This is a genomic window from Armatimonadota bacterium (assembly GCA_018268395.1).
Taxonomy (GTDB): Bacteria; Armatimonadota; Fimbriimonadia; order Fimbriimonadales; family Fimbriimonadaceae; genus JAEURO01.
The window spans coordinates 195,658-208,084 of sequence record JAFDWQ010000009.1 but is presented as its reverse complement, the minus strand read 5'-3'; the positions used below and the strand labels follow the sequence as shown (position 1 = coordinate 208,084).

The window sequence follows — 12,427 nt, the reverse complement described above, 5'->3', positions numbered from 1 at the left end:
GACCTTTCCGACACGTTCCGGGTCGCTTATCCGGACATGGTCCTTTCGACCGTCGCCAAGATGTCCCTTTCGAGTGCTACGGCCTTCGCTTCAATCTCTGCCGCTTCTGCAAGGGCCGTCTCGACGAAGCCTTTGTCCTTGATCGAAGCACAGTTGATCTTGACGTTGAGGGCCGCGCCGCGGACGGCTGCGGTCGCCGCCAAGGCACCGACGCCGGCGTCGCTGACCGAGTTCGGATTGCCTGTCTCCGCCATCGCTTTCACCACGGCCATCGCTTCGAGCGAAGTGCGCATGACGGCAAGGGGGATCTCGACCGCGCCCTTCGTCGCGGACTGAACGGCCGCCGACCGAAGCGCCTTTTCGTCGTCCGTCCTTTTCGGCAATCCGAACGCCTCCATCAAGGCGTTGAAAGCGTCGGTGTCGTCGTCGACGAGGCGCAACAGTGTGTCGTGGCAGGCCTTGCCCGCATCGGCGGCGTCGGAAAACTCCTCCCAGCGGTCGTCCCAGCCCCTCTTGTGGCTAGAGAGGTTGGCGACCATCGTGGCAAGGGCAGCCCCCATGGCTCCCATCGTCGCTGAGATCGAACCGCCGCCGGGAGCGGCCGACTCGCTCGCGGTCTCCTCGACGAATCGCCTGACGCTCATGTCGACGAGCCGCTTCGGGCCAGCGTCCCGCATCGCGTATTCGATGACCTTCCTTTGCGGATCGAACGGGCCGAGTTCGTCCAAGCCCATGCTCTTGACCGCGATCTTGATCAGTTCCGAGTCGGAAACGCCCGTCGACCGTTGCTGCTTCTTGAGGAAAAAGCGGCCTGCCTCCAGGAGGCAGGACAGGGGTACCAGGCCGACGAGTTCCGAGCCCGTCACGCGCATTCCACGGGCCTGAGCCCGGTCGCAGGCTTCGTCGAAAACCTTGTGGAGGGGCGTCTCGACGATATCGGTCAAGTTGATCGAGACCTGTGCGACGCCGTACTCCTCGATGAACCATCCGATCGCTTTGACGTTTTTCAGGGCACCCGGCTCGTAGATCGGCTCGCCATTCTCGTCACGAACGACGTCCCCGACGAGAGGGTCTCCGTGGCGTTTGACGCGCCCCCGCTCCCGAATATCGAACGCGACGGCGTTGGCCCGTCGAGTCGATGTAGTATTCAAATTGACGTTGTAAGCCACGAGGATCGGGCGTGCGCCGACGGCGGTCGCCCCTGTTTTCGGTTGAAACGCAGACGGGCCGAAATCAGGCGTCCAACCGGGTTGCCGGAGCTTTTCCTCTAATCCCTCGTACTCGCCGGCCCGGACGTCGGCAAGGTTCCGCCGATGGTCTTGCACGGAGGACCGCTCGTATAGGTACACCGAAAGTCCGGCCTCCTCGCCGAGCCGCCGCGCCAGCGTCTTCGACCACTCCACCGTTTCGTCCATGGTGATGTCCGCGATCGGGACGAGCGGGCACACGTCGAGGGCCCCGAACCTCGGGTGTTCGCCGTGGTGCTTCGACATGTCGATCAGGGCGCACCCTGCCTTCGCCGCTCGGACAGCGGCCTCGACCACGGGTTCGGGCGGGCCGACGAACGTGTAGACGGTGCGGTTCGTCGCCTGACCCGGGTCGACGTCGAGGAGCCTGACGCCATCGACGCTCCGGACGGCTTCTGCGATGGCGCGGATCACGGATTCGTCGCGGCCTTCAGAAAAGTTAGGGACGCACTCGACCAGGGGTCGGCTCATGACGCTGGTTCTACCCTTTGCCTGACACGGCGTCCGGCCCGGCCCCTCTTCCTTATGCTGCTCTTATGTCCGCTGTCGTCGATAGGAACGATGGAAGCGTCCGTCCAGACCGTCAACCGTCAGTCGCTGTGGCTGGCCTCGTCAGACCGCTCTGGATGGCCGCAAGTGCCCCCGGGATCGACGTTCGACGTCCTGATCGTGGGAGGCGGGATCGTGGGCTTCGCGACGGCGTTCTTTTTGCGCGGGAGCGGGCTGAGCGTGGCCCTGATCGAGGGCAGCCGGATGTTGACGGGCGTCACGGGTCACACCACCGGCAAGCTCACGGCGCTCCACGACCTGATCTACGCCCACTTGACCAAAGCGGTCGGTGCGAAAATGGCGTGGGACTACTACGAGGCGAACACTTGGGGCATCCGGTTCGTCCGTGACGCCGTCTCCACGTACGGCATCGATTGCGACCTGGAGGAAGACTTCGCCTGCACGTACGCGGTTTCTGAAGAAGGGCTCCATGCGGTCATGGAGGAGCACAGGGCGTGTCAAGACTTGGGCATTCCGACGACCCTCGACGGGACGTGCGTCCCGTTCGACGTCCGGGGCGGCGTCCGCCTGGACGGCCAAGCCCTTTACCATCCGGTGAAATTCTTGCAAGGCCTCGTCGAAGAGGCGCAGAAAGGCGGTGTGGCGTTCTACGAGCGTTCGCGTTGCATCGAGCTCAGAGAGGGGAGCGACCTGTGCACGGTCAAGTTGGACAGCGGCGAGATCCATGCCGGCCACGTCGTGATGGCGACCAACTATCCGGTCCACGACACGGCCCTTTACGTGGCGAAGCTGTCCCCTTATCGTTCGTATGCGGCAGCGTTCGAACTGGACGGTGACGTCCCAGAGGGCCTGTGCATTTCCACCGATCCCGTGGACATCGGCTCCTTCCGGCGCGCGTCCCTAAGGGGCAAGGACGTCTTGATCGCCGGGCACGGCCACCATAAGGTGGGACAGGAACCGGAGACAGGGCTCTGCTATCAGAAGCTCATCGAGTGGGCACGGGCGCACTTTCCTGTCAAACAGGTGCTCCACATGTGGTCGACTCAAGACAACTTCACGCCCGACAGGGTGCCGTTCGTCGGCAGGCTCAACGCGAAACAGCGGGTCTTGACCGCGACCGGCTTCAACGGGTGGGGCATGGCCCAAGGCTTCGCCGCCGCGCGCATCCTTGCCGACGACTTGACCGGACAGGAGAACCCTTGGTCGGAGCTCTACTCACCGGGCCGGTTCGATTGGGCGATGGTGCCGGAAGCGGTCAAGGAGAACGTCAACGTCGCCGGGCACCTGGTCGGCGGGCTCGTCCGCCCCGCGGAGCGGGACAACCTCGTCGGGCTCGCTCCCGGAGAATCGGTGATCGTTCAACTCCAGGACGGCCATGGTGCCGCCCACTGCACCCAGTCGGGAGAGCTGGTGATCGTGTCCGCATCGTGCACCCACATGGGGTGCCAAGTGACCTGGAACCCGGCCGAAAAGACATGGGACTGCCCGTGTCACGGGTCACGGTTCGCCTACGACGGCACCGTCGTCCATGGTCCGGCCACCAAGCCGTTGGAACGCATGGGGCCATGAAGTCATCCGTCCGCGAAGGAAAGGCTGGATCTCTACCAATCATCGTCTGCCAGACTTGGCACGTTGCGAGCCCTCACTCTCCTTATCGTTCTTCCGATGGTCGTAGCGTGTGCGAAACGCGCGACGGAGCCAAAGGGCACCGGCTATTCCGTTCCGCCCGTCGAACAGTTGAAAGGAAAGGCGACTCTTGCGAGCCCGCCGATAGTCGACTCAGAAAGTGAACAAGGGTGGATCGACTCGGTCTTCTTCTTGAAACCAGATCTGGAAGGGCCAGAGATCAGGTTGTCTGGAACCGCGACTTGGAAAGGCAAACCAATCGCTGTTTCCGTGATCCTTTCCAAGATGTGGAGGAAAGTCCAGCCACAGCCGGACGATCCGCAGCTGACCGTATGGGCGGGCCGAGGCCATCTGGCGATCACGGGCGACGAAGGAGAACGATTCGTCCACAGCGTGTTCACCCGTGCGGGCCAGCTTCAGAAGAACCGGAAACCGCCTGAGGCGGTCTACTTTGCAGTCATGGCCCTCAATTCCGACCCGTCGCAGATGCGAGTCTCCCCTATTGCGATGAAGCTCTTCTTCGGCGAAGAGGAAGCGGAAGGAGTCCCGTATGCAGAAGCGTATTTGAACGTCGACGTGCCTCATCGTAGACTGCAGTTCAACGAAAAGGCCACCGACTATCGAACAGACCTCTTGAAGTTCCTAGACGGGTCAGTCCGCACCTCGGCCGACAAGACCGCCGACCGATGAGGCGCCGATCCTTTGGCCTCTGATTTGAAGTCCGCCCTCACCCCAGCCGCTCCAGAGGGAAGGGCGGCTGGGCGAGGGGCTTGACGGCGAGCGACATCAGCAAGGTCGGGTTGTCGTCCGACGCCGTACGGTTCGAACTCAGCGAACCGCATTTCCGACAACGGTGGATGACGGCCCACTCTCCTCCCTTGCGCACCCAGACGGCGATCGGTTCCATCAAGGCGCCGCAGTCGGCGTCCCTGTCACCGGGTTCGACGTCCAAGTGGACGCAGCACAAGCAGTTCGGACAGTGGTTGCGGTGCTCCGTCCCGAAGCCAAAGCAAGGGACGTAAAGGCCGCAGTTCCGGCACGTGAAGGCCTCCGGAAAGTCCTTCTCACGACGATGGCGCGCCCGCTTCCGGTCGCGCGAATGTGGTTCTGGTTTCAAGTGTCTTGTTCGTTTCTCACAACGGTCCAGGCACGACAAAGCCGTGCGAAGGGACAGAGAAACGCCGGGCCCGAACCCGGATGCGCGGACTAGGCGCGTGCCGGGGAGGCGGCGTTCAAGGACACAAGGACAGTGTTCGTCATAGTCAGCCTCCCGTTAAGGGAACCGACAGTGTACCTCAGCCCGTCGGCGGGTTTCGTCTCGAAGGGCACCAATCCGCACGATCCTGTGCTATTACTAGGGCAGGTGGATCGCGATATGGCGCTTACGACCTTCCGCAATACGATCTTGGTCCTCTGTCTGTCGGTGGCGTCGGCAACGCCACGGCAGGCCAGTCCCCTCGCCCGTTGGATCAAAGGCGACAAGCGCGGCGACCTCAAGACCAATGCTCCCGTCGACGAAAAGGTGCGCAACTGCATCGTCCGGGTGGGCAAGCCGTACCTCTTCTTCCGGGACAAGCCGGTCGGGCCGATCTCGACAGGGACCGTGATCCGTGCCGTCGACCTTGGCGAGAACAAAGGGGTCGACCTCTGGGTGCTCACCGCCGACCACGTCGCACGGCCCGTCAAAGACCGTAAGTTCCTCGGCGTCTATATCGGCTTTGGGGACGACGTCGCCGAGTATCCCAAGTTCAAAGCGAAGGACGTCATCTACGGCGACAAGATCAAGAACCCCGTCGGCGGGAAGCCGATCGACGTTGCGGTCTTGATCGTCCACGTGGACAAGAATACGGACGTCCCTGCCCTCGCACCTCCCAAAATCGCTGAAGTCGACAAGGACAAACCCCTCGTCCTCGCGGGCTACGGACGCGCCGCCTCCGAGTTCAACAACGACGACACCGAACAGTGGTATCAGATCGACCGTTCGATCAAGTTCGGCACGCTCCGGATCGGCTTGGACACCTTGGACGAACGGAAAGCTAACGTCCAGGTCGACTCTGACATCGACCACCCGATCACGTACTTGTTCGACGCGCTCGTCGGCAGCCTCCAGTTCCAACGGGGATTTGTCCCGCCGGACAACAAAGTGCGGACCGAGGTCTCGGGCGACGCCTACGTCCTGAGCGGAGACTCCGGCGGACCGACGCTCCAACAGAAGGGCGAAGACTGGGTGCTCGTCGGCGTCCACTCCCAAAGCAACAAGGAAGACGGCAAGAACCGCGTGTACTCCGGCTACTCCTGGGACGACGTCGACCTCTTCAAGTACAAGACCGAGATCGAGGCTAAGGCTGGGCTCGGCGGATGGCCCGGTCCCACGTTCCTCAGCCTGTTCGTGCTGTCAGAGTTTCGATGACTGGGCGGGAAGCCGTTCCAACGCTAGTTTAAGCACGTCGGAGGCCTTTTCGACGAAGTGCGCCTTCAACTGTGAGCGGATCGCGGCCGGGACCTCTTCGTCGTAGTCCTTCTTGTTCTCCTGTGGCAAGATCAGCTCCACGACGCCAGCACGGTGGGCGGCGAGCACTTTCTCCTTCACCCCACCGATCGGCAACACCTGACCCGTCAGCGTGACCTCGCCCGTCATCGCAAGCCGTGACTTGACCCGCCGGCCCGTGAAGAGCGACGTCAACGCCGTCAACATCGTGATGCCGGCGCTCGGCCCGTCCTTCGGAGTCGAACCTTCCGGAACATGGACGTGGATCTCGTTCTTCTCGAACACGTCGTCCGAAATCTTCAGCTCGTTCGCGTGCGATCGGACGTAGCTCAGGGCCGCCGTCACAGACTCTCGCATGACGTCGCCCAACTGCCCCGTCACGATCAGCCCCTTGCCGGGGAACTTCACCGCCTCGATGAACAGGATGCTCCCGCCGACGGGCGTCCAAGCCAGGCCGACGGCCATGCCCGGGATCAACTCGCGTTCGGTGACCGGGTCGTGCAAGAACCGGGGCGCGCCCAAGGCTTCTTCGACGAACTTCACCGTCACCGTCAACTTGGCGGTGCGTCCTTCCGCAAAGCGCAGCGTCGCCTTGCGGACGACGGACGCGATCTCGCGGTCCAGGTTCCGCACCCCCGCTTCGCGGGTGTAGTGCCGGATGACGTGCACGAGCGCCCGGTCCTGGAATTCCAGCTTCGAAGGCTTGAGCCCGTGCTCGGTGATCTGTTTCGGCACGAGGTGCTTGACCGCGATCTGCAACTTTTCCTCTTCCGTATAGCCACCGAGCTCGATGACCTCCATGCGGTCGCGCAACGGCCCCGGAACCGTGTCCATCCGGTTCGCGGTCGTGATGAAGAACACGTTGCTCAGGTCGAACGGAGCGTCGACATAATGGTCGCGGAACGAGAAGTTCTGCTCCGGATCGAGCACTTCGAGCAGGGCCGAAGCGGGGTCGCCACGGAAGTCCTGACCGAGTTTGTCGATCTCGTCGAGGATGAAGACCGGGTTGTTGGACTCGGCGCGCCTCAGACCGAGGATGATCTGCCCCGGCAAAGCGCCGATGTACGTCCGGCGGTGCCCGCGGATCTCGGCCTCGTCCCTCATCCCGCCGAGCGAGATGCGGACGAACTTCCGGTCCATCGCCCGCGCGATCGAGCGGCCGAGCGAGGTCTTACCCACGCCGGGAGGGCCATAGAAACAAAGGATCGGTTGCCGCACCGGCCCGTCTTGCTTCACCTTGCGCACGGCAAGGAACTCCACGATGCGTTGTTTGATCTTCTCCAGCCCGAAGTGGTCCTCGTCGAGGACTTCCCGTACCCGTTGCAGATCGAGGTTGTCGACCGTCGTCTTGCTCCACGGCAACGCGACCATGGTTTCCACGTACGTCCGCGCCACCGTGTACTCCGGCGAGCCGGGGTTGATCCTGCGCAGGCGGTCGAACTCGCGGTTGACTTCCTTCAAGGCTTCGGCCGGCATCTGCGATTCGTCGATACGTTGCCGGATCTCGACCAGGTCGTCGCCCGCCTCGTCCTCTTCGCCGAGCTCCCGCTGGATCGCCTTCAGCTGCTCGCGCAGGTAGTAGTCGCGCTGGTTCTTGCTCAGTTCGGCCGTGACTTCGCTCTGCACCTTGCTCGAAAGTTCCAGCACGCGCACCTCGCGCCCCAGGATCTCCAGCAACTTGCGCAGCCGCTCCTTCAAGTCGAGCGTCTCGAGGATCGTCTCCTTGGCCTCGACCGACATCGGCATGTGCGCGGCCACGAGGTCGGCCATCACGTTCGGCTCCTGCACCGCCGTGGTCAAACTGCGGAGCTCGTCCGGCAACTGCGGCGCCAGGCGCACGGCCTGGTCGAACAACGCCGCCACCGAACGGCGCAACGCCTCGACCTCCTCCGCGCTTGCGGGATCCAGCGCCGGCTCTTCGATGACTTCGATCCTCGCCCGAAGGTACGGCTTGTCCTGCAGCTTCTCGACGATGCGGAACCGCGACACGCCCTGCACGATCATGCGCACCGTGTCCGGCGTCTTCATCAGCGTGCGGATGATCACCGCGCAGCCGTACTCGTAGACGTCGTCGAACCCCGGCTCGTCCGTCTTCGCCTCGCGCTGGGCGATCGTCCCGATCACCCGGTTGGACGAGGCGACGCTGTCGTCGATCAACTCGATCGCAGCGGGCCGCGCCACGCTCAGGGGCGCGATCAACATCGGATAGACGACCGAATCCCTCAGCGGCAGCAGGTTGAGGACGTCGGGGATGTCCGGCTTCGGCTCGTCCTCGATCCCCATCGCCACGGTCGCGGTGCCTCCGTCAGTGTCCAGGTCCTCCAAATCTTCGACCGGGAGCCCGAGATCCTCGATCGGGCCGTCTTTCGCGCTCACGTGATCCTCCTTCGCACCGTGATCGTCCGCTCGACGATGACGTGGGTCTCTTCCGCGGCCTGAGATTTCGGGATCAGGACGGTCAGCATGCCGCAGGCGATGTGGGCTTGGGCCAGGTTCACGTCTAAAGGAACGTCCGGCAAGCGGATTTCGCGCGCGAACTGCCCATAGTCGATCTCAAGCTGATGGGGCAGCGTCGGGATGTCCGGCCCGAGCGACTCCGCCGCCCGCTCCCCGCGGACGAGGAGCACATGTTTCTCAGGGCTGTACTGGATCACGAACTGGCCCGTCCGCACGCCCGCCAGTTCGGCCTTGACGAGCACGTGGCCGGGCGTCTCGAGCACGTCGATCCTCGGCGCCCATTCCTTCTGCATCGCGAGCTTCGGCGCGGCAGGCACCATCTCGTTGCTGAGGCGGTGCATGTCGAGCCCCATTTGAAGGATCCATTCGTCCAGCTCCTTCCGCGGCATCGTTCCAGTTTACTGGCCACATGCAAAGAGCGGTAGCCCCCTCCTCGCGTGCAGGGGATGTCTCCGAAGGAGAGCCTGCCCTGAGCGAAGCCGAAGGGTGCCCCGAATAGGAGGAGGGGGTTGGGGGTGGAGCAGTTCCGCTTTCCCAATTCCGTGTGCAGGGGATGTCTTGTGCCCCGAACATGAGGAGGGGGTTGGGGGTGGAGCAGTACTGCCGTCCGGTCTAACGTGTGCAGGGGATGAGGCATCTGCTTCAGACGAGGGAGGGGAAGCCCCGAACCCTTGGCCCGACATGCACCGGCCCCTCACCCCCATCCCCCTCTCCCCCAGAGGGGCGAGGGGGTCCGGAACCCCGCTTTCCGGCGGATGGTTCGTGCCCCGAATAGGAGGAGGGGGTCGGGGGTGGAGCACCTTGGCTGCCCCGAGACCCGAGACCCGAGCCCCGAAACCCGACCACCGACGACCGACCCCCGACCCCCGACCGACTAGGCCGCGTTCCACTCGGGAGCTTAACTGACCGAGGTACGACCAGGCCCGAGGATCTTGCGATGCTCTGTGCGAACTGCCACCGAATCGTCCACGCGACGGATGAACCGATGAAAATCGAAGACCTGCGATGGCTTTTGACGGGAGACATCGGCGGGCGGCCAGAACAACTGTGACCTCCCGATGGGTGGCCGGGCTAAAAGGGCATGGCACGCCTGCCCCGTCGCCCTTGGCCGGGGTGCCCGTTTGCAGCCCGGTCCGTAGGAACTTGCCTCCGTCGCCCGACCTGCGTGAATGACCCTTGCGTCCACGGGTGCGGTTCGACCCCGCTTGGTGCAACGGCCGCTGTTTTCAGAGTGTTCCTCACGGAACCAGGACAAAGCCGCACGAACCATTGGCCTTGTCCTGGCCACCCAAGCGAGAGGTCACCCTTGGTTTTGCCACCCGCCGTAACGATCTGAGGCAGAACCGGTAGTTGCGCGGGGGCGGACGTTTCTTCGGGCCCGTTGAGGCGACACGTGAGGAAACAACTTGCCTCAAACTAGTCGTAGTATGGTTCGAGCAGGAACGGGCGGATCTTCGTCTCCCCTTCTTTCTTGGCTTGGCCGCAGATCTTGCCGTTGTTGCTGACGCCCCAGGCCGAGAGGAACGTATAGCCGGCGCCCGTCCAGTCCACGAGGTCTTCAAGGACGGCGTGCCCATATCCCGGGCGCCACAGGAACGAGCGGTCCTGGCCCTGGTACGAGCCCGAGCCCACCACCCAGCGGTCGTCGTTCATGTCCCGCGCACCGCAGAAATCAAACTTTCCCGGGATCGGGCCGAACCGGATGTAGGTACCGTCAGCCAGTCGCAATTGCGGAGCGTCGAGAAAGCTGGATGTCCCGCAGATGTCCCCATGGATGTTCATCGCCGTCGGATAGAGGTCTTTCCCCTGGTAACGGCCAAGGTTGACGTATACGACGCCGCCCAACCAAAGGTGGGGCACGTATCTGTCGCCTGTAGAGTCCGTCTCGAAGTGGACCCCGACGACGTCCCCGTTGTCGTTGATGTCGACCGCGTTGGTGCCCGGCCCGTCGGGCGACTCGCCAAGGTCGATCGTGCCGACGCCAGGCCTGTAGAGCCATCCGTGTCCACGGTTCTCCGGCCAGCTGACGCAGGTGCCGACGACATCGCCATGGACGTTGATGCCGTTCGTAGTCCGGTACTTGAAGCCGGGGAGCATGTCGATCTCGCGGAAGCGCCCTGCAGGGTCGAATGTTCCGGTCCTGTGCCCTCCAACGCTGCTCTGCAGATGGACCGCCATACCACCTGAGTCATTGAGGTCCATCGGCCGAGCTTCGAAGATCCTCGAGAGCGTGGGTGTCTTGTTCCACGCCGACGCCGGCCGCCAGACCCAGGGACGGGCGGTCAAGACCCATCCAGCCGAGTTGACCCTCGTCCCCGTTTCCCTGAAGCTGATTCCAGGCCCAAGGTCGACGACGCGGAAACGCAGCTCTGCCTGCCCCGAAGTGGGCAGCATCGCCGCGACAGCTAGCGAGGTCACCGCGCACGACACCCTCATGGTGTCATTGTAGGCTTGACACGGACAGAGCGCTAGCTCCTGCCGAACGCTTTCGTCGACGGGTGCCCTGACCGTGGGTGACCTCTCGTTGGGTGGCCGGGCTGAAAGGGGATGGCTCGTGCCCGTTGGCAGCCCGGTTCCGTAGGAACTTGCCTTCGTCGCCCGACCTGCGTGAATGACCCTTGCGTCCACGGGTGCGGTTCGACCCCGCTTGGTGCAGCGGCCACTGTTTTCAGAGTGTTCCTCACGGAACCAGGACAAAGCCGCACGAACCATCGGCCTTGTCCTGGCCACCCAACGGTCCTCGCTGGCGCTACTCTGTGTCCTAGCCATCGCTTTCTAATAAGCTGGAAGCTCGGAGAAAGTCTACGATGAGTCCACCGTACTTGGAGTGTCCGAATATGTCCTCCATGCGGGATTGAAGACGATCCTCCAGGCCCCCTCCAATCGATTCTTCGAGAACACCTGATGCCAGCTTGAAGTCCGGACTCTCCGTCCACCAAGGTCTCGGTAAGCTTGCACGACCTAAGAGCCTTTTGTGCAAATCTCCGGCGAGGGGCAGGTTTCCCGATCTCCAGGCCAGCGCTATACCGACCATGAGGACATCGCTGGACGCTGCGTCTCGGGCTGCGGTCTGCTCGATTTCAGACAGCATCGAAGACTCCGAAATCCTTCCGGACAGCAATCTTTTGTTTGCCTCCTCAAAGACTTCGAGGAACGACCGTTCGATCAAAGCCCTACCTCCAGCGGCAAGGGTAACAGGTTAAAGCCGCTCTGTCGATGAATACATTCTGCCATGAGCTGTTCGTGTTCCTCTTTGATGGCAGGTCTTCGACCTCGACAACATCACGCCAAACCCAGCACGTCCAGTGAGACCCGCTCGACCGCATCGCGGGCGCTGGAATCCTCCTGCACCAATTCGCACACGTTCGCCACGATGTCCTCGATCGTGACCCTTCGGGAGATCATGGCGTCACCAAGTCGGCCGACCGCCTTGGCGGCTGCCTGTTTACGTTGGAACACGCCCCAAACGCCCTCACCGCCGGCCATGCGCATGCTCGTGCGTGTGCGGACGTCGGTGTCGGGATCCACCAGGTGTTTCGACACGGCACGAATGAGCTGATTGACCGTCGCGAGCCGGTCATGCTCGAGGGCTTGACGCAGCAGTGCCGATTGCTCCTCTGAAAGTCGGTCGCCTTCCATGTCCCGTGAGGTTCCGGGAACCTACAAGGCTCTTACGCGGGGGTCCACGACCACGTTTCGCCCCCATCCCACACCTGTCGTCCAAGCCTCGTCGAATCCTCGTCTTGCCGCCGTCGCGCCGTCGCCACGGTACGACCACGGAACGACGACGGAACGACCACGGGCCGACGAAGCGTGCAGAAAGGGGCCGCAACCATGATCGGAACGACTGCGAGCGCCGACAATCCCCAACATGGCGACGATCAGGACAGGGGCCTTGATGACCGGGATCAGCGGCGGGCTGGGCAACGCCGTCGTGGTGCAGATGCCCGACGGCACGACCGTGCTCCGCGAGCGACCCAGCCTCAAGGACCCTCGCACCGACGCCCAACTCGACCGCCGCGCCGACTGGCAGGTGGCGATGAAGATCTTCGCCGGTCTCACGTTGGAGGAGCACCAGGCGTGGGAGGCCTTCTGTCGG

10 protein-coding genes are annotated in these 12,427 nt (G+C 63.2%); 3 read left to right on the top strand and 7 right to left on the bottom strand.

What is annotated here, in order from left to right; genetic code table 11:
• Nucleotides 1–26 precede the first annotated feature (26 nt).
• Complete coding sequence (gene ftcD / locus JST30_14565; protein ID MBS1715548.1) at nucleotides 27–1,718, bottom strand: glutamate formimidoyltransferase; 1,692 nt, start codon at nucleotides 1,716–1,718, stop codon at nucleotides 27–29.
• A 90-nt stretch (nucleotides 1,719–1,808) separates the two neighbouring features.
• On the opposite strand from ftcD, the gene JST30_14560 reads away from it, so the two are divergent.
• Both JST30_14560 and JST30_14555 read left to right on the top strand, forming a co-directional pair.
• Nucleotides 1,809–3,326, top strand: coding sequence for an FAD-dependent oxidoreductase (locus JST30_14560; GenBank protein ID MBS1715547.1), 1,518 nt, complete (start codon nucleotides 1,809–1,811; stop codon nucleotides 3,324–3,326).
• A gap of 342 nt (nucleotides 3,327–3,668) precedes the next feature.
• Complete coding sequence (locus JST30_14555; GenBank protein ID MBS1715546.1) at nucleotides 3,669–4,073, top strand: hypothetical protein; 405 nt, start codon at nucleotides 3,669–3,671, stop codon at nucleotides 4,071–4,073.
• 37 nt (nucleotides 4,074–4,110) lie between these two features.
• Here the strand turns inward: JST30_14555 and JST30_14550 are convergent, their stop codons facing one another.
• Nucleotides 4,111–4,500: an RNHCP domain-containing protein gene (locus JST30_14550; GenBank protein MBS1715545.1), complete on the bottom strand. Its 390-nt coding sequence runs from the start codon at nucleotides 4,498–4,500 to the stop codon at nucleotides 4,111–4,113.
• Nucleotides 4,501–4,758: 258 nt separating this feature from the next.
• Between JST30_14550 and JST30_14545 the strand changes: the two genes are divergently transcribed.
• Complete coding sequence (locus JST30_14545) at nucleotides 4,759–5,793, top strand: hypothetical protein (protein ID MBS1715544.1); 1,035 nt, start codon at nucleotides 4,759–4,761, stop codon at nucleotides 5,791–5,793.
• Here the strand turns inward: JST30_14545 and lon are convergent.
• From lon to JST30_14520, 5 genes are all read right to left on the bottom strand, one after another.
• Nucleotides 5,779–8,154, bottom strand: a complete 2,376-nt coding sequence (gene lon / locus JST30_14540) for an endopeptidase La (protein MBS1715543.1) — start codon at nucleotides 8,152–8,154, stop codon at nucleotides 5,779–5,781. The two genes, JST30_14545 and lon, sit on opposite strands and share 15 nt — an antisense overlap.
• 89 nt (nucleotides 8,155–8,243) lie before the next feature.
• Nucleotides 8,244–8,717 (bottom strand): Hsp20/alpha crystallin family protein, encoded by a 474-nt coding sequence (locus JST30_14535; GenBank protein ID MBS1715542.1) that lies wholly within the window; start codon nucleotides 8,715–8,717, stop codon nucleotides 8,244–8,246.
• Nucleotides 8,718–9,744: 1,027 nt separating this feature from the next.
• Nucleotides 9,745–10,764: a hypothetical protein gene (locus JST30_14530; protein ID MBS1715541.1), complete on the bottom strand. Its 1,020-nt coding sequence runs from the start codon at nucleotides 10,762–10,764 to the stop codon at nucleotides 9,745–9,747.
• A 325-nt stretch (nucleotides 10,765–11,089) separates the two neighbouring features.
• Nucleotides 11,090–11,497: a hypothetical protein gene (locus JST30_14525; GenBank protein MBS1715540.1), complete on the bottom strand. Its 408-nt coding sequence runs from the start codon at nucleotides 11,495–11,497 to the stop codon at nucleotides 11,090–11,092.
• Between the two features lie 113 nt (nucleotides 11,498–11,610).
• Nucleotides 11,611–11,967 (bottom strand): hypothetical protein, encoded by a 357-nt coding sequence (locus JST30_14520; GenBank protein MBS1715539.1) that lies wholly within the window; start codon nucleotides 11,965–11,967, stop codon nucleotides 11,611–11,613.
• Between the last annotated feature and the right edge of the window lie 460 nt (nucleotides 11,968–12,427).